Origin of the sequence: Alicyclobacillus sendaiensis NBRC 100866 (assembly GCF_001552675.1) — a bacterium.
GTDB classification, from domain to species: Bacteria; Bacillota; Bacilli; order Alicyclobacillales; family Alicyclobacillaceae; genus Alicyclobacillus; species Alicyclobacillus sendaiensis.
Genome location: NZ_BCRQ01000003.1, coordinates 1 through 17251 on the forward strand (window position 1 = coordinate 1; position 17251 = coordinate 17251).

Here is a 17251-nt window from a genome sequence, read left to right on the forward strand (position 1 = left end):
CGGGTTTTCCTTGACCACCCACACGCCGATGTGTGGGACAGTTTGGGTTCGGCTGTGTACAATTGCACATTTGGCGTGTGGTTGACGACAAATCTCTTCGCCAAACGCCGAAGCGTGTGAAACAATGATAAGTGGGCAACTGAAAACCCATCATCCTGAAACCCAAGGAGGCATGTGCATGAAAGGCACGGTGATTCACGTCCCCTATGACGTGCGGTTCGAAGAGCGGGATACGCCGCGCATCGAAGAGCCGACCGACGCCATCCTCCGCATCGTGGCGACATGCGTCTGCGGCTCCGATTTGTGGACGTATCGCGGCCTGAATCCCATCGAACGCCCCATCCCGATGGGACATGAGTACGTGGGCGTCGTGGAAGAAGTCGGCCCGGCCGTCGAACGGATTCGGCCCGGTCAATTCGTCGTTGGCTCGTTCTTCGCCACCGACGGCACCTGTCCGCTGTGCCAGGCGGGCTATCCGTCGTCGTGCGTGAATCGGCGCAGCATCCCCGGCGCGCAGGCGCCATACGTGCGAATTCCGTGGGCGGACGGAACCCTGGTTCCCACGCCGGGCGTGCCGGATCGCGAGCTGATCCCAAGCCTTCTCACCCTGTCGGACGTCATGGGCACGGGCTGGTTCGCTGCCGACGCGGCGGAAGTGCGGCCTGGCAAGACCGCGGTGGTGGTCGGGGATGGAGCCGTGGGCCTGTGCGCCGTGATTGCGGCGAAACAGATGGGCGCCTCCCGCATCATCATCATGAGCCGGCACGAAAAGCGACAGGCCCTGGCGAAGGAGTTCGGCGCAACCGACATCGTCGAAGAGCGCGGCGAGGAAGGCGCGAAGCGCGTGCTCGAGATGACGGACGGCCTCGGCGCGGAGTCGGTGCTCGAGTGCGTCGGCACGCAGGAGTCCATGTCGCAGGCGATTCAGTGCACGCGCCCGGGCGGCCACATGAGCTTCGTCGGGGTGCCTCACGGCGTATCCCTGGACGGGCGGACGCTCTTCTACAAACAGATTCACCTGCACGGCGGTCCGGCGCCCGTCCGCAAGTACCTGCCCGATCTCATCCAGTTGGTGTGGGAGAAGAAGATTCAGCCCGGGAAAGTGTTCGATCTGGAACTGCCGCTCGACCAGGTGGCGGAAGGGTACCGAGCGATGCACGAGCGCCGGGCCATTAAGGCGTTGTTGTGGCCAGAGACCTGAGAGGAGGCGCCAGGCCAGGATGAAAATCGTGCGCAATCGAGATCGCAAACCGTACGCCGGGCCGGAGGCGACGTTCACGGGGCGCGTGTCAGTCACGCCCGCCTTCAACGCCGAAGCCCCGGCGCGCGTCGGCGCGGCGGTGGTGCGCTTCGAGCCCGGCGCGCGCACGGCGTGGCACACGCATCCGCTCGGCCAGATGCTCATCATCCTGGAGGGCGTGGGCTGGGTGCAGCGAGAAGGCGAGCCCGTCCAGGAGGTGTACCCGGGCGACGTCGTCTGGTTTGAGCCTGGCGAGCGCCACTGGCACGGCGCTTCGCCGGAACACGCCATGAGCCACGTGGCGATTCAGGAGGCGCTCGACGGATCGCCCGTTCAGTGGCTGGAGCACGTCACCGACGAGGAATATCGGCGCGGCTCGTGAGTCGGTCCCTGCCCCGACGCGCATCGGCGCGAAGCATCACGGGGCGTCTTCGGCCCGCGCCCTCCGCAGCTCGGGGACGAACCAGCCGACGCAAAAGATGGCGGCCAGCGTGAAAAGCCCGCCGACGGCGATGGCCGCACCGGGCGGGAGCGCGCTCCCCACGAGCCCTGCGCGGAGATTGCCGAGCTGCGGGCCGCCGGTCCCCACCAGGTAATCCACGCTGGAAATGCGTCCGCGCAGGCCGTCCGGTGTCCCTTGCTGGATGAGCGTCGAGCGCATCACCACGAGGATGGAATCCGCCGCGCCCATGAGCCCCAGCAGGGCCACACAGAGCCAGACGAAGGGGGGCGAGCCCGAGTCCCACCGCGGCGATGGCCCAGGTCGCACAGGCGACCAGAATCGCTTTGCCTTCGGACCGAATGTGGCGCACAGGGCCCGACAGAGCAAGGATGACCAGGCCGCCGATGCCGGTGGCGCGCCCATCATCAGGCCGAGCGTCTCCGACCGGCCACCGAAGCGCTCGCTGACGAGCGCAGGCAGGAGCGCGGTGGGCACGCCGAGCACGGTGACACTGAGGTCAGCCAACAGGGCGCCGAGGAGGGCGCGGGATCGCCCTAAGAAGCGCAGTCCCTCCATCACGCCGTCCAACATGCCCCGCTGCTTGGCATGGCCCTCCGGCATCATGGGCGGCAGACGATAGATGGCGTAGAGCGCTGCGAGGAAGGTCGCCGCGTCGCAGGCGTAACACCACCCGAGCCCGGCGAAACTGGCGATCACGCCCGCAAGCGAAGGCCCAGCGACCTCCCCAAAGCGAATGGCCAAGGTGTTGAGCGTCTGCCCCGCTCTGACCTGCTCCTTGGGCAGAAGGCGCGGCACAAATGTCCGGCGCGCTGGGGCGTTGATGGCTCCGAGCACCGACTGCGCGCACAAGAGTGCGTAGATGGGCCACAGCGCGGACCAGGCCATGAGCGCCTGCACAGCGAGGAGCGCCGACACGAGCATCTGCCCGCTTGTGGCGAGAAGAGCGAGCTTGCGGCGATCGACGCGGTCGCCCACGCTTCCGCCGAGGAGCACGAACAGCGCGCCTGGAAGCGCGCTGGTAAGGCCGGTCAACCCGACGTCGAGCGTGCTGTGCGTACCTCGATACACCTGCAGCATGACCGCGAAGGGCGTCATGGTGCCCCCGAGGGTCGAGATGCCGCTGCCCATCCAGAGCCGAAAAAACGCGGGCGACGTGCGAAGCGGCGTGATGTCCAACATGGCCGAACGGAGCGTCGCCCGAAGCATGGTTCTCAAGGATTCCGTTCACCCTTTCGCGGCCTCGCTCACCGCCCGGCCATGCGCTCGGCTATAGCGATGGCGCCGCTCGTTTCGCACCAGAGAGATGGTGTAGAGCGCGAGCGCCAGCCAGATGCACGCAAACCCGATGGCATCGGCCCGCGTGAAGGCCTCGTGATCGACCGCGAGGCCAATGACGAGTTGCAGGGTGGGCGAGATGTACTGCACCATGCCGAGGGTCGCGAGGCTCAACCGCTTGGCCGCCATCGCGAAGAGAAGCAGCGGTACGGCCGTGAACAGGCCGCTCAAGACGAGGAGCGCCATCTGCCAGCTCGCGAGCGCGGTGACCGTCACGCGATGCGTGGCGAACGTCGCGGCCAGGTACAGAGCGGCCAGCGGCAGGGCGAGCGTGGTCTCCCACGTGAGGCTTTGCACGGCGTCTGCATCCACGCGCTTTTTCACCACGCCGTACAGGCCGAACGATCCGGCGAGCGCGAGCGCCAGCCACGGCACCTGTCCGTAGGCCCCGATCATGATGCCCACGCCCGCCAACGCGACGACGAGCGCCCCCCACTGCCAGCCGTCGAGCCGCTCGCGAAAGAGGAGGAGTCCGAACACGACGTTCACAATCGGGTTGATGTAGTATCCGAGGCTCGATTCCACCACATGCCCGGTGTTCACCGCGACGATGAACGTCAGCCAGTTGACCGTGATCATGAGCGAGCCGAGCACCATGAGCCACGCCCGGCGTCCGTCGCGCATCACGCCCGCCACGCTTCGCGTGCGGCGCGCGAGCGCCACCCAGATCCAGATGGTCAGCGCCGAAAACACCATGCGATACGACAGGAGCTCATACGGAGACATCCGCTCGAACACGTTCCAATACGCGGGGAGAAGCCCCCAGCCCGCGTAGGCCAAAAACGCGTACCACAGCCCTTTGCGATCCGTCACCGCTGCGCCACTCCGTTTCTGTCTCGTTCAACGTCCTTCATCATAGCGCAGCATGGCGGTGCGCGCACCCCCCTTTGCGCGCAGCCGCGCCCGTGGGCGGCGGGCTCGGTCTCCGGGACCCGACTGGCCGTGTAACGAACCGTTCGCCTGACTAGCGGCCGCGAAACGTGGGCTTTCGCCGTTCCATGAACGCGCGCATGCCTTCGCGCGCGTCTTCCGTCGCAAAGAGCAGATAAAACAGGTTCCGCTCCGCCTCGAGGCCGTCAGCAAGCGCCGTGTCCATCGCCTGATACACGGCTTCCTTGATGCACCGGAGTGCCACGGGCGGCATCTCGGCCAAGCGCTTGCCGAGATCCACCGCCGCCTGCAGGCACGCCTCGTCCGGCACGACGCGGTTCACGAGCCCAAGCGCCAACGCCTCCTTCGCCGAGATAGGCTCCCCGAGCCAAAGGAGTTCAAGGGCCCGCGCCTTGCCCAGCCTGCGCGCCAGCCACTGTGTGCCGCCCGCCCCCGGCATGAGCCCGAGCTTCACTTCAGGCTGACCGAACTTCGCGCTCTCGCCCGCGATGACGAGATCGCACGCCAGGGCGAGTTCGCACCCGCCGCCGAGCGCAAAGCCGCGGACCGCCGCAATCACGGGCTTGTGCACGCCGCGGATGCGGTCCCAGACGCGGAACTGATCGCGCAGCTTCATCTCCACGGCGCTCGCCTCGGCCATCTCCGCGATATCCGCGCCCGCCGCAAACGCCTTGTCCCCGCCCGTCAGGACGATGGCTCGCACCTGCTCTTCCGCGTCCGCGGCCTCCAGGGCCGCGACCAATTCGTCCACGAGTTCGAGGTTGAGCGCGTTCAACCGCTCGTCGCGCGCGATGCGCACCACGCGAACCGGCCCGTCATCGCGAATGGACAGGTACGCCACGCGAGCACCTCCCTACCGAAGCTCCGCCCACAGCCGATCCGGCTCCTCCAACAGCTCGCGCACGCGGTTGGTGAAGCGAATCGCCATGCCGCCGTCGATGATGCGGTGATCAAACGAGAGGGACACGTGGGCGATGTTGCGAATGACAATCTCGTTGTTGCGCACGACGGGACGCGGCTCCATCTTGTGAATGCCGAGAATGGCCGACTCCGGGTAGTTGATGATGGGCGTCGCGCACAGCCCGCCGAGCGCGCCGGCGTTCGAGATGGTGAACGTGCTGCCCGTCACCTCGTCGAGCGACAAACGGTTTTCGCGCGCCCGCCGGGCGAGATCCGACACCTCCGCTGCAATCTCGAAGACCGACTTCTGGTCCGCGTGCTTCACGACGGGCACGATGAGCCCCTGCTCCGTGTCGACCGCGATGCCGATGTGATAATACCTCTTGAGCAGCACGTGCTCCTGCGCCTCGTCGACCGACGCGTTGACGTACGGGAACTCCTTCAGCGCGATGGCCGCCGCCTTCGCGAAGAACGCGAGCGATGTGAGCTTCACGCCCCGCGCCTCCGCGTACGGCCGCAGCCGGTCGCGGAGCGCCTCGATGCCGTCCATCTCGATCTCGTCGATGTGCGTCGCGTGTGGGATGATGCGCTTGGCCTGCACCATGTGCTCGGCGATGCGCCGCCTGAGCCCGCGCAGCGGCACCTGGTCGACGAGATCGCCCGCCGGCCCGGGCGTCGCCGCGTGGGACGTGGCTTTCGCCTGAACGCCGGCGCCCGTCTCCGCGCTCGCTTGGGCGGGCTGGGCCCCGGGCTCGCGCCCGCCCTCCGCGAAGCGGCGCACGTCCTCCTCCGTCACCCGGCCGATGGGGCCCGTCCCGTCGATCTCGTCGATGTTCACGCCAAGCTTCCGCGCCAGTGCGCGCACGTGCGGCGTGGCGAGCGCCCGCCGCCTCCCCTCTTTGGGCGCGGCTTGGCTCGCCTGAGGCGCGGCCGACGCGCGAGCCGTGTGCTCAGGCTGCGGCTCACGTTGCCCGCGAGGCGAGGCCTGCTCTGGACGGACCGTCTGCGCGACACTCGCCGCAGGCGCAGCCGCCGAACCTGCCGAAGCCGCCGCAGCTACCGAAGCCGCCTTATCGGCGCCCGCCTCGCGAATGACTGCGAGCACCGTCCCCACGGGCACCACCTGCCCTTCGCGCGCCACGATGCGCTCCACGACGCCCGCCACGGGAGACGGCAGCTCCGCCGCCACCTTGTCCGTCTGCACCTCCACGAGCGGCGCGTCCTGATCGACGCGATCGCCCTCGTTCACCAACCAGCGCAAAATCTCGCCTTCGTGAATGCCCTCGCCGATGTCCGCCAGTTTGAATTCCATATCGTCTCCCGCCTCAGAACATGATGGTCTCTTCGATCCCGGCGCGAATCCGCGCTTCGGTCGGCATGTATTCGTCCTCCAGCGCGAAGAACGGGACCGGCACATCAAACCCGGCAATCCGCTTGATGGGCGCCCGAAGGTAGAGAAGCGCCTCCTCGTTGATGAGCGACACAATCTCGGCCCCAAGCCCCGCCGTCTTGTGCGCCTCGTGCACCACCACCGCGCGCCCCGTTTTCTGGACCGACTCGACAATGGCGTCGCGATCGAGCGGATACAGCGTGCGCAGGTCGATCACGTCGCAGGTGAAGCCGCGCTCGCGCTCGAGGGCGTCTGCCACCTTGAGTGCCGTGCGCAGCATCGAGCCCCACGCGAACACCGACACGTCTTCGCCCTCGCGCACCCGCTTCGCTTTGCCGATGGGCACGCGGTACAGCCCTTCGGGCACCTCCTCGCGGAAGGCGCGGTACAGCTTGGTGGGCTCCAGGAACACCACGGGGTCCGGATCTTCGATGGCGGAGATGAGGAGCCCCTTCGCGTCATACGGGCCGCTCGGCACCACCACCTTCAGCCCCGGCGTGTGCGCGAAGAAGCTCTCCACGCTCTCGGCGTGGAGCTCCGGGCCATGGATGCCCGCGCCGTACGGCGTGCGGATAGTCATCGGCACGGGGAACTGGCCCTGCGACCGGTACCTCATCCGGGCGACGTGCGAAAACAGCTGATCCAGCGCAGGGAAGATGAACGCCAAGAACTGAATCTCCGGCACGGGAATGAGGCCGTTCACCGCCATACCGACGGAGGTGCCGATGATGGCCGATTCGGCAAGCGGCGTGTCGATCACGCGCTCCTCGCCGTACTTCTCGAGAAGACCGTCGGTCGCGCGAAACACGCCCCCGTTTTTGCCGATGTCCTCCCCGAGGAGCACGACGCGCGGATCGTCCGCGAGCTTGAGGTCCAGCGCCTCGTTGATGGCCTGGACCAGATTCAACATCCTGCTCATACGGACACCCCCTCACGAGACCGGCGGTACTCCTCGCGCTCGGCGGCGAGGTGCCAGGGCGCTTCTGCGTAGACGTGATCGAACATCATCTCCATGTCGGGCGGCGCAATGGAGAGCGCTTCGTCCACAGCCGCCTCTACCCGCGCCCTGACCTCCTCCTGGAGCTTCGCCTCGTCGGCATCCGACCAAAGCCTTTGCGACTCGAGGTACAGGCGCAGGCGCGCGATGGGATCTCGCTTCTGCCACGCTTCTACGACCGCCTTTTGATCGCGGTAGCGCGTCGGATCGTCCGCCGTCGTGTGCGCGCCCATGCGGAAGGTCACCGCCTCGATGAGCGTCGGCCCGAGACCGTGTAGCGCACGCGCCCTCGCCTCCTTCACCGCGCGGTACACCGCGAACGCGTCGTTGCCGTCGACGCGCACGCCGACGATGTCGTAGGCGATGGCCCGCTGCGCAATGGTGCGCGAGGCCGACTGGCGCGAGAACGGCACGCTGATGGCATAACCGTTGTTTTGGCAGAAGAAGATGACCGGCAGGTGGAAGACGCCCGCGAAATTGAGCGCCTCGTGAAAGTCGCCCTCGCTCGTCGCGCCGTCGCCGAAGTACGCGATGCTGACGGCCGCCTCCTTCCGGTGCCGGCTGGCCCAGGCGGCGCCGACGGCGTGCAACACGTGCGTCGCAATCGGCACGCTGGGCGGAAGGATGTGTCGGCCCTCCGGGCTGCGGATGCCTTCGACCCGCCCCGACCAGTACAGCAGCACGTTCGCGGGCGACTGCCCGAGCACCATGGTCGCGGCGTGATCGCGATAGGACGGGAAGACGAAGTCCTCGGGCGCGAGCGCCATGGCGCTCGCCACCTGCGCGGCCTCCTGGCCCTCGAACGGCGCGTACGTGCCGATCCGGCCCTGGCGCTGGAGCGCGATGGCCTTCCGGTCAAACGCGCGGGCGAACACCATGTGTCGGTACATCGCCACCATGACCTCAGGCGAGATGTCGTCCACGGATCCGGCGAGCGTGCCGTCCTCCTTCAGGAGGTGAATCTCCTCGTACAGCCCTTCCGCCTTGGCGATAGCCATGAGCCGCTCGGCCCGATCATGTTCCGCCAACATGCGAAGCCCTCCTCATTCCATGGAATGTGTCAGTGCGCGAAGAAATGCGTCGTTTTCCTCGGGCGTGCCCAGCGAGACCCGCACGGTCCCGGGGGCACCGAGGCCTTCCCCGGCTCGGACGATGACACCATGGCGAAGCAGACGATGGGCCACCTCTTCGCCTGATCCCGGCACTTCGAACAGGAGAAAATGGGTTTCGGACAGGTAGACGCGTAGGCCCATCTCGGCAAGCGATCGCGCGACGCGATCCCGTTCCTGGGCGTTTTGCTCGCGGCACATCGCGGCGAAATCCGCATCGTCAAGGGACGCGAGCGCGGCCGCCTGTGCCAACCGGCTCGTGTTGAAAGGCCCTCTCACCTTGTGTAGTACGGAGGCCACGTCCGGGTGCATCGCGCCGTAGCCGATGCGAAGCCCGGCGAGCCCGTAGATCTTGCTGAACGTGCGCAGGACGACAAGGTTCGGATGAGCGCCAAGGAGTGGGATGGTCTGAAGGTAGTCGGCAGAGGTGACGTATTCGTAATACGCCTCGTCGACGACCACGAGGACGCGAGCGGGCACGCACTCGATGAAGCGCCTGAGCGCGTCAGCGCCGACGATGGTGCCCGTGGGATTGTTGGGGTTGCACACGAACACGAGCTTCTCCGCAAGGCGAGGCGAGACGGATTCAGGATACAGCGCGGCTTTCGCCATCTCCTCCGCAACCGCCTTCGCTGCCTTCGGCGAACATCCGTAAGCGTTTTCATTGGAAGCCAACTTGACCACGTGCGTCAAACCCAACTCGCGCTGGACCTCTTCAATCGGCTTGCCGGGCGCGTAGCGGGCGACATGGCCGAGCGAACCCCGTGCGGAAATCAACCCCGTCCCCACGGAAGACACCTCCGGTTACAAAACAAGCGCTTGCTTGACTATCGTAAGCATACCAGACCATGCGAGAATGTCAAGAGAGGTCGCAGGCGGATCTTCCATTCCGTGTTATTCTGAAGATCGCAGGGCGCTCGAGCAGAGCCTGAGTGTCCGCGCGGAGGTGGCCCATGTACATCCCAAAATTCTTTCAGCTTCAGGACGCGCAGCTCATTGAAACCGTTCTTCGCGAGCACAGCTTTGCGCTGCTCGTCACGTCGGTCGGCGAGGACATCATGGCGTCCCACGCCCCCCTTGTGTACGATCCCGCCGAGGCGGCGCTCTTCGGACACCTCGCGCGGGCCAATCCGCAGGCGAAGTGTCTTCACGAGGCGCAGTGCCTCGCCGTCTTTCAGGGGCCGCACGCCTACATCTCACCCGCCTGGTACGGCCTCGCTGAACAGGTGCCGACCTGGAACTACGTCGCCGTGCACGTGTACGGCCGCGCAAAGGTGATGGAAGACGAGGAAGCCGCGGCGGACCTTCTGGATCGCCTTCTCCTCGCGTACGATCCCCAGTCCCCGCTGCCGGCCGAACGCGATCGCCCGTACTATCGAAACCTGATGCGCGGTATCGTCCCGTTTCGCATCGATATCGAACGCATCGAGGCCGCGGCGAAGCTCAGCCAGAACAAGCCGCTCGACGTGCGTAGGCGCGTGGTGGAAGCGCTTGAGTCGCTGGACGACGCCGATGCTCGCGCCTTGGCCGCTTGGATGCGCCGGCTCGTCCTCGCCAGGCCCGCCGACGCTGCGGAGCGCGATTCCAAACCGAAAGGAGCCTCCTGAGATGAACCATTCTCCTTACGTTCAGGACCATTATGCCGACGACTTTGCCTGGTGCTACGGATGCGGACGGCTCAATGCGCACGGCCATCACTTCCGCACGCGCTGGGATGGCGATGTCACGGTGACCGAAGCGCAGCCAGAACCCATCCACACGGCCGTGCCAGGGTTTGTGTACGGAGGGTATCTCGCTTGCCTTGTCGACTGTCACAGCACGGGCTCTGGGGCGCTCGCCCTTCTTCGTGCTCGAGGCGGCCAACTGGGCGACGGGACCCCCGTGCCGCGCTGCGTGACGGCATCCCTGCACGTGGAATACCGCAGGCCCACCCCCATGGGCTTGCCCCTGCGCGCAGTGGGGCGCGTCGTCGAGACCACGGAGCGGAAGGCCGTGATCGAGACCCAGGTGTGGGCCCACGATGTCTTGTGCGTCGAGGCGCGGGCGGTCGTCGTGACGGTCCCGGATGCGATGCGCCGCTCGTGAACTGCGCAATCCCTACAGGCGCTGACCATGGGCCGACTCGGCCAGGGCCAAAAACGCGGCCACGAGCGGAGACGTGTCCCGGCGGCGCCACGCCACGCCGAGCTCCACGGTGGGCGCTTGGCCGTCGATGCGCAGATAGCGGACATCCGGCCGATGCACGCGCTCTGCGGCGCTCGGCACAATGCCGACGCCGAGTCCCGCCGCCACCAGTCCGACAGCCGTCTGCACCTCGGTCACCTCAAGCCGCACGCGCGGTTCAAACCCCAGCGCGCGTGCGAGCGTGATGAACCCGTCGTAGAGGCCCGGCCAGATGCCTCGGGACACCAGCACAAACGGCTCCTCCGCGAGTTCCACCAGAAACAAGGAGCCTCGCGTCGCGAGCGGGTGCTCGCTCGGGACCACGGCGACGCAGTCGTCTCGCTCGACGAGGCGGACGTGAAGATCGGGGTGCTGCGCAGGCAAGCGAAGCACACCGACGTCCGCCTCGCCGGCGGTGAGCGCTTCGATCTGCGCCGGCGTGGGCATCTCCCTGAGGACGAGTTCGACGTCCGGATGCTGTTCCTGGTAGGCGCGTACGACGGCCGGCAACCAACCGTACGTCGCCGATCCCACGAAGGCGATGGAGAGCCTCCCCACCCGGCCCGCGGCCGCGTCCCTGGCCGCTTTCACCGCCGTCTCCACGTGCGCCAACACCTTCCGAGCTTCGGTGAGCAGCGCGCGGCCCGCGTGTGTCAGCTGCACCCGCCGGTTCGTCCTGTCGAACAACGTGACGCCGATCTCGTCCTCGAGCTTCTGAATCTGCTGACTCAGCGGGGGCTGCGTCAGGCCGAGGCGCCTAGCCGCCCTGCCAAAGTGAAGCTCTTCGGCCACAGCCACGAAGTATTCGAGCTGGCGCAGTTCCGTAGGCATCCGCTCCTTCGGATTTTCATTCGTTACACATATCATTAACGATAAAATTATATATTAGACGTCTTATTTTGCGCAGCGTATCCTGAGATCAGCGAAGACATGCGCCAGATGGGAGGGATCCTTGTGCGGTCCTTCGCGCAATCGTTATCCGCTCGTCTCAGGGCCACCGCCGTCGCGCTCGTGCAAATAGCAGGGCTCTACGCCGTCACACTGGCTTGCAACGCCGTGGCGCGATGGTTGCACCTGCCCGTCCCGGGCAGCATCCTGGGTGTGGCCCTTGTATTTGCGCTGCTTCAATTGGGCGTCGTGAAATTGCGCTGGATCGAACGCGGCGCGGATCTGCTCATTCGAGAGCTCCTTCTGTTTTTCATTCCTTCGTCGGTCGGCGTGATGACCTACGCACCGCTCATGCGTCAGGACGGTTGGAAGATCGTCGCCGTCGTGGTGGTCGGAACCCTGCTTGTCATGACCGTCACAGGAGGCGTGGCCGAAGCCGTCTGGCGTGCGCGCAACCGGAGGCCGCGGCTCGAGCAAGACCCGTCGCGGGAGGCGAGTGCATCATGACGTGGCTTGGCCTCGTGTCCACGCTGGTGTGTTACGCCGCCTGCAAGGCGCTGTACCGGCGTTTTCACGTCGTGTTCCTCAATCCCATGATCACGTCGCTCATCGCGCTCGTCTTATTCCTGCACTTCACCCATACCTCGTACGCGGCGTACGACGCCTCCGCCCGATGGCTGACGGCGCTCCTCGGGCCGGCCACCGTGGCCTTCGCCGTGCCTTTGCACCGCCACTTTCACGTCCTCAAGGCCCACTGGCCGGAGTTTTTGGTGAGCTTGACGTTTGGTTCCGCCACAGGCATCACGGGTTCGGTCCTGTTGGCCAGGCTCCTGCGCCTGAATCACGTCGTCGTGACGAGCATCGCGCCGCGATCCGTCACCACGCCCATCGCGATGGACATCGCGCAGGCCATCGGCGGCATCCCCACGCTGACGGCCGTGTTCGTCATCTTGACCGGCATCACGGGCGTCATCGTGGGGCCGTGGCTCCTGCGGCTGTTGCGGCTCCAATCGCCCGTCGCGCGCGGCGCGCTGTTCGGCATGGGGTCGCACGGCATTGGCACGGCGCGCGCCTTTGAATATGGCGCCATGGAAGGCACGTGTTCGAGCCTCGCCATGATTGTCGCGGCCTTTATCACGCTCGGCCTCGCGCCGCCGCTTGTCCATGCACTCGGATGACACTTCAGGAAACAAGCCCCGGGCATCGACCGGCGCATCCTCGAACATGCTACGCCTGAGGTGATGGCCGTGGGCGAGCGATCCGAATTCACGCCGGGGTACAAGGCGCCGAACAACGGCGTCTACATCGAAGTCGGCGCGCACCCGGACAGCGAAGACCTGCATCATCCGAAGCGCGTGTACCTTCACAAGGGCGAGCGATTCCCCGAGACCACCAATGACGACCGCAAATGGCGCCGCATCAAGACGAGCCACAAGCACTGACGCGCAGCGCGGGCATATCGCCCGTGCTGTCCTTTCGTTTATGCCTCTTCCTCCCAGGACGCGTCGGGGAGTTCCGGCTGCGCCTCCACCGCGACGAGTTTGCGTTCGATTTGGCGCGATCGCGTCGCGGCGCGATCGATGGCGTTGGACGCCTCCTCCAGTTTTTTGCGCGTGCGCGCGAGCAGATCGCCAAACTTGCCGAATTCCGTTCGGATGGCGCCGAGCAACTGCCAGACCTCGCTCGAGCGCTTCTGAATCGCGAGCGTGCGAAAGCCCATCTGCAGGCTGTTCAAAAGCGCCGCGAGCGTCGTCGGGCCCGTCACCATGACGCGGTATTCGCGCGACAAAGACTCCCACAGACCGCTTCGGCGCAGAACCTCGGCGAAGAGGCCTTCCATCGGGAGGAAGAGGAGCGCGAACTCGGTGGTGTGGGGCGGCGCGATGTACTTTTGGCGGATGGACTTGGCCTCATCGCGGATCCGCGCCTCAAGCGCCTTCGCCGCTTCGAGAAACGCAGCCTGATCGCCCGCTTCCTGAGCTTCCACGAGCCGCTGGTAATCCTCGAGCGGAAACTTTGCGTCGATGGGCAACCAGACGGGATCGTCCCCCTCGCGCCCGGGAAGGCGGATGGCGAAGTCGACGCGCTCGTCCGATCCCGGCTTGACCGCGACGTTGCGCGCATACTGCTCGGGGCTCATGAGCTGTTCCAGGAGATTTTCCAACTGAACCTCCCCGAGGATGCCGCGCGCCTTGACGTTGGAGAGCACGCGCTTCAAGTCCCCCACACCTGCCGCGAGCGACTGCATCTCGCCGAGCCCTTGATGCACCTGCTCGAGGCGCTGACTTACGAGCTGGAACGACTCGCCCAGGCGGCGCTCGAGCGTCTGGTGCAGCTTTTCATCGACCGTCGTGCGCATGCGCTCGAGCTCCTTGCGATTCTCCTCCTGAAGATACTGGAGCCTGCGTTCCACGGTGTCGCGCACGGCCTCGAGTTGCCGTGCCGTGTGCTGCGCCCACTCGCTGAACCGCTGGCTGAACGACTCGAGCTGTGCCCAGTCCTTCTCGTTCCACTCGCCGAGCGCGTGCAGCAGATTCTGGTGCTGCAGCGAGAGCGCCTGCGCCAGGCTGCGCGACGCTTCCGCGTGCGCGCTCATCTGCGCCTGGCTCTGAGCCTGAATCGCCTGCGTCATGTCCATGCGCAGGTCTCTCAGCGCCCGTTCGAAGCCCTCGAGCTCCGCGAGCAGCCGCTGTTGGCTGCGCTGCGTTCCCTCCACTCGCCAAATCGTCCATGCGGCAAACCCCAACAGCACGAAAAGCAACACCAACTCGACCGTTTGCAATGCGAGCCCTCCTAGCCTCCAAGGTCAAAACGGCCTCTCGGCCCGCGGAACGCCTGTCCCGCCCGGCCGGAGGCCGTTCTCGCTGCCTCGATTGTACCTCGTTCGACGCTGCGGCGCACGACCGTGCGGCGCGCAGCGCGCGAACGCCGCGCGGGTTACCTCACGCCTCCACCCGTTCGAGGAGCGTCGCCACGCCCTGCCCCACGCCGACGCACAGGGTGGCAATCCCGTAACGCGCGCCCGTCCGCGCCATCTGCTTCGCGAGCGTTCCCGCGAGGCGCGCCCCCGAGCAGCCGAGCGGATGCCCCAGCGCAATGGCGCCGCCATTCGGATTCACCTTGGCGGGATCGAATCCCAGCTCGCGGATGCACGCCACCGACTGCGCGGCAAACGCCTCGTTCAGCTCCACCCAGTCGATCTCGTCCACCCGAACGCCCATCCTCGCGAGGAGCTTGCGCACAGCGTACACGGGGCCAATGCCCATCACGCGCGGGCTGACTCCCGCCGTGGCGCTCGCCACCCAGCGCGCGAGCGGCTTCAGGCCGAGTTCTCGCCCCTTCTCCTCCGACACCAGCACGAGTGCCGCCGCGCCGTCGTTGATGCCCGAGGAGTTGCCCGCCGTCACCGTGCCGCCCTCGCGGAAGGCCGGCTTGAGCTTCGCGAGCCCCTCCAGGGTGGTGTCCGGCCGAAGGTGCTCGTCGCGATCGACCACTGTCTCCTGCTTCTTCTCCTTCACGACGACAGGCACAATCTCCTCCGCGAAGATGCCCTCCGCCTGCGCCCTCGCCGCTTTTCGCTGGCTCGCGAGCGCAAACGCGTCCTGGTCCTCACGCGAGATACCGAACTGCTCCGCCACGTTTTCCGCCGTCTCGCCCATGCTCTCGAGCGGATACGGAAAGCGCGGGTTCGGCATGCGCCAGCCGAGCGTCGTATCCCACATCAGCTGGTTGCCGCGCACGTACTCCATCTCCGGCTTCGGAAACACGAGCGGCGCGCGCGTCATGCTCTCCACGCCCCCGGCGATGGCGATGTCGATCTCGCCAAGCGCAATCGCCTTCGCCGCCTGATTCACGGCCTCCAGCCCCGAGGCGCACAGGCGGTTGACGGTGACGCCCGGCACGTGCTCGGGAAAGCCCGCGAGGAGCACCGCCATGCGCGCCACGTTCCGGTTGTCCTCCCCCGCCTGGTTGGCGCATCCCATATAGACTTCCTCCACCTGCCCCGGATCGATCCCGGCCCGTTCACAGACGTGCTTCAACACGTGCGCAGCGAGATCGTCCGGGCGAACGCGCTTGAGCGCCCCGCCCTGTCGGCCGATGGGCGTGCGCACATATTCGGCGATCCACACGTTTCGCATGTGAAATCTCCTTTCACCGAAGAAATACAGCGAAATCAGAGCCTAGCGGCCCTGAAATCGCGGCGGCCTCTTTTCCAAAAACGCCCGCACGCCTTCCTGGTGATCCTCCGTTTGGCCCGCCTCCTTCTGCAGGACGGCCTCGAGCTCGAGCGACTGCGCCAGCGTCTGCTCCATGCCCTCGTAGTGCGCCCGCTTGATGAGGCCGATGGCGCGCGTCGGCATCGACGCGAGCCGGTCCGCGAGCGCCATGGCCTCCGCCATCAGCTGATCCGCGGGCACCACGCGGTTGACGAGGCCGATCTCGTAGGCGCGCGCGGCATCGACGCGATCGCCCAGCATCGCTAGTTCCATGGCGCGCCCGAGCCCGACAATGCGCGGCAAGAACCAGGTTCCCCCGGAGTCGGGAATGAGTCCAATATTCACAAAAGCCTGAATGAAGACGGCCGATTCGGAGGCGACGCGGAGATCACAGGCGAGCGCAAGGCTGACGCCGGCACCTGCCGCGACACCGTTGACGGCGCAGACGATGGGTTTCTCCAGATGCGTCATGGCGGTGATGAGAGGATTGTACGTCTCTCGGATGACCTTGGCGTAGTCGGGGTCACCGCCGCCGAGATCCAAATCCTGTCCCGCGCAGAAGCCGCGGCCCGCGCCCGTCAAGAGCACGGACCGAACGCCATCGTCGTCTCCCGCCGCCTGAAACGCCTCCCGCAGGGCGAACAGCGTGTCTCGGGTCAAGGCGTTCACCTTTTCCGGCCGGTTGAGAGTGACGACCATCACAGCCCCCTGGTGTTCCACGCGAACGCTTTCATGCATGCGCCGATGCTCCTTTCTGCGTACCCTATCTCATCATAGCGCAACGCCGCGAGAGCGGCCAGAAGCTGCGCGCAGATGGAGCGCAGCTTCTGCCATCCTGGGACATCACCAGACGACCGGTGCGCCTTGGGCGCGCGCCTCTTCGATGTGGCCAAGCACCTTCTCGAATCCTCGCTCGTTGATCACGCCATGGCCCGAATGCGCGCCTCGATCTTCTCCTTCGGCAAAATGTACTGCACGACTTCACCTTCGCCGATCCGGGCCTTGTCGTGTTCCGCCCAGACGCGGCAATCCACCCGCGGCCCCTCCACGCGCGTCACCTCGGCGTAAAACGACACGCGTTTGCCGAGGGGCGCAGGCGCCAGGTGGCGAACCGACACGCTGTGGCCGATGCCCTCCTCGCCGTCTTCGAGGTAGTCGAGGATGGTTCGCCGAGCCACCCATTCCATGTACGAAATCATGGTCGCCGTCGACAGCACGGGATGAACGCGCTTTCCGAGGAACGAAGGACACATGTCCTCGGTCACGGTGATCTCCCATGACTTCCGCTGGCCTGGCAACAGCCCTTCGCGCATCGCCCTCACCTCCGCCTCGAGCATCACCCCTCGTCGATCCGGCCCACCATCATCGTGACGATGTCGCCCGCAAAGCTCATGACGTCCTTCGCCGCAGCCTTGTTCTCCGGCGACTTCATGGCCTGCTTGAACGTCTCTTCGTTTTCGAAATACATTTCTGCCATGAGATAGTAGGGCGCCTCCCCGCCCATGGCGTCCGACTGAATGCGGGTCACCTCGGCGCGCACGAGCCCAGGCACCTTTTGCACCAGCGGCAGATGCACCTCGCGATAATGCGCTTCGAACGCCTCCACGTCCGCGGGCTTTTTGTACAGCGCAATCAGCTTGATCATACCTCAACGCTCC

20 protein-coding genes are annotated in these 17251 nt (G+C 66.1%); 7 read left to right on the forward strand and 13 right to left on the reverse strand.

Features of this window, described 5'->3' with window-relative positions; translation table 11 throughout:
* Positions 1 to 178: 178 nt before the first annotated feature.
* A complete protein-coding gene (locus tag AS26_RS01030) occupies positions 179 to 1201 on the forward strand; it encodes a zinc-dependent alcohol dehydrogenase family protein (RefSeq protein ID WP_062305422.1) in 1023 nt (340 codons plus the stop codon).
* 19 nt (positions 1202 to 1220) lie between these two features.
* On the forward strand, positions 1221 to 1622 hold the full coding sequence (locus tag AS26_RS01035) for a (R)-mandelonitrile lyase (RefSeq protein WP_062305424.1): 402 nt from the start codon (positions 1221 to 1223) through the stop codon (positions 1620 to 1622).
* A gap of 36 nt (positions 1623 to 1658) precedes the next feature.
* Here AS26_RS01035 and AS26_RS01040 read toward each other — a convergent pair whose 3' ends face one another.
* The 7 genes from AS26_RS01040 to AS26_RS01070 form a co-directional block, all read right to left on the reverse strand.
* Positions 1659 to 2909 carry an MFS transporter gene (locus AS26_RS01040; protein WP_245629544.1) on the reverse strand — a complete coding sequence of 417 codons (1251 nt, stop codon included), beginning with the start codon at positions 2907 to 2909 and terminating at the stop codon, positions 1659 to 1661.
* 18 nt (positions 2910 to 2927) lie between these two features.
* Positions 2928 to 3851 (reverse strand): EamA family transporter RarD, encoded by a 924-nt coding sequence (gene rarD / locus AS26_RS01045; protein ID WP_062305426.1) that lies wholly within the window; start codon positions 3849 to 3851, stop codon positions 2928 to 2930.
* 151 nt (positions 3852 to 4002) lie between these two features.
* A complete protein-coding gene (locus tag AS26_RS01050; protein WP_062305427.1) occupies positions 4003 to 4770 on the reverse strand; it encodes an enoyl-CoA hydratase-related protein in 768 nt (255 codons plus the stop codon).
* Positions 4771 to 4782: 12 nt separating this feature from the next.
* Positions 4783 to 6141 (reverse strand): dihydrolipoamide acetyltransferase family protein, encoded by a 1359-nt coding sequence (locus tag AS26_RS01055; protein ID WP_062305429.1) that lies wholly within the window; start codon positions 6139 to 6141, stop codon positions 4783 to 4785.
* A 13-nt stretch (positions 6142 to 6154) separates the two neighbouring features.
* On the reverse strand, positions 6155 to 7138 hold the full coding sequence (locus AS26_RS01060; protein ID WP_062305431.1) for an alpha-ketoacid dehydrogenase subunit beta: 984 nt from the start codon (positions 7136 to 7138) through the stop codon (positions 6155 to 6157).
* Entirely contained in the window at positions 7135 to 8247 is a 1113-nt protein-coding gene (pdhA, locus tag AS26_RS01065) for a pyruvate dehydrogenase (acetyl-transferring) E1 component subunit alpha (protein ID WP_062305433.1), read from the reverse strand. The genes AS26_RS01060 and pdhA overlap by 4 nt, the downstream gene beginning before the upstream one ends.
* A gap of 12 nt (positions 8248 to 8259) precedes the next feature.
* Entirely contained in the window at positions 8260 to 9099 is an 840-nt protein-coding gene (locus AS26_RS01070) for an aminotransferase class I/II-fold pyridoxal phosphate-dependent enzyme (protein ID WP_169793461.1), read from the reverse strand.
* Positions 9100 to 9278: 179 nt separating this feature from the next.
* Here AS26_RS01070 and AS26_RS01075 point away from each other — a divergent pair, with 179 nt between their 5' ends.
* Together AS26_RS01075 and AS26_RS01080 are read left to right on the forward strand one after the other, a co-directional pair.
* The gene (locus AS26_RS01075) at positions 9279 to 9932 is read left to right on the forward strand and encodes an FMN-binding negative transcriptional regulator (RefSeq protein WP_062305435.1); all 654 of its coding nucleotides are present in this window, start codon (positions 9279 to 9281) and stop codon (positions 9930 to 9932) included.
* Between the two features lies 1 nt (position 9933).
* On the forward strand, positions 9934 to 10410 hold the full coding sequence (locus AS26_RS01080; protein ID WP_062305436.1) for a PaaI family thioesterase: 477 nt from the start codon (positions 9934 to 9936) through the stop codon (positions 10408 to 10410).
* Between the two features lie 12 nt (positions 10411 to 10422).
* Here the strand turns inward: AS26_RS01080 and AS26_RS01085 are convergent, their stop codons facing one another.
* Entirely contained in the window at positions 10423 to 11319 is an 897-nt protein-coding gene (locus AS26_RS01085) for a LysR family transcriptional regulator (protein WP_062305438.1), read from the reverse strand.
* 123 nt (positions 11320 to 11442) lie between these two features.
* On the opposite strand from AS26_RS01085, the gene AS26_RS01090 reads away from it, so the two are divergent.
* The 3 genes from AS26_RS01090 to AS26_RS01100 all read left to right on the forward strand — a co-directional run bounded on the left by AS26_RS01090 (position 11443) and on the right by AS26_RS01100 (position 12818).
* On the forward strand, positions 11443 to 11883 hold the full coding sequence (locus AS26_RS01090; protein ID WP_083515939.1) for a CidA/LrgA family protein: 441 nt from the start codon (positions 11443 to 11445) through the stop codon (positions 11881 to 11883).
* The gene (locus AS26_RS01095) at positions 11880 to 12554 is read left to right on the forward strand and encodes an LrgB family protein (RefSeq protein ID WP_062305441.1); all 675 of its coding nucleotides are present in this window, start codon (positions 11880 to 11882) and stop codon (positions 12552 to 12554) included. Before AS26_RS01090 ends, AS26_RS01095 begins: the two co-directional genes overlap by 4 nt.
* A gap of 63 nt (positions 12555 to 12617) precedes the next feature.
* Complete coding sequence (locus AS26_RS01100; protein ID WP_083515940.1) at positions 12618 to 12818, forward strand: YjzC family protein; 201 nt, start codon at positions 12618 to 12620, stop codon at positions 12816 to 12818.
* A gap of 38 nt (positions 12819 to 12856) precedes the next feature.
* Here the strand turns inward: AS26_RS01100 and AS26_RS01105 are convergent, their stop codons facing one another.
* The 5 genes from AS26_RS01105 to AS26_RS01125 all read right to left on the reverse strand — a co-directional run bounded on the left by AS26_RS01105 (position 12857) and on the right by AS26_RS01125 (position 17238).
* Positions 12857 to 14158, reverse strand: a complete 1302-nt coding sequence (locus tag AS26_RS01105; protein ID WP_062305447.1) for a DNA recombination protein RmuC — start codon at positions 14156 to 14158, stop codon at positions 12857 to 12859.
* Positions 14159 to 14318: 160 nt separating this feature from the next.
* Positions 14319 to 15515 (reverse strand): thiolase family protein, encoded by a 1197-nt coding sequence (locus AS26_RS01110; RefSeq protein WP_062305449.1) that lies wholly within the window; start codon positions 15513 to 15515, stop codon positions 14319 to 14321.
* A 42-nt stretch (positions 15516 to 15557) separates the two neighbouring features.
* Complete coding sequence (locus AS26_RS01115) at positions 15558 to 16331, reverse strand: enoyl-CoA hydratase-related protein (protein WP_062305450.1); 774 nt, start codon at positions 16329 to 16331, stop codon at positions 15558 to 15560.
* Between the two features lie 182 nt (positions 16332 to 16513).
* Entirely contained in the window at positions 16514 to 16906 is a 393-nt protein-coding gene (locus AS26_RS01120) for a thioesterase family protein (RefSeq protein ID WP_062305529.1), read from the reverse strand.
* Between the two features lie 23 nt (positions 16907 to 16929).
* Positions 16930 to 17238, reverse strand: coding sequence for an EthD family reductase (locus tag AS26_RS01125; RefSeq protein ID WP_062305452.1), 309 nt, complete (start codon positions 17236 to 17238; stop codon positions 16930 to 16932).
* Positions 17239 to 17251: the final 13 nt, after the last annotated feature.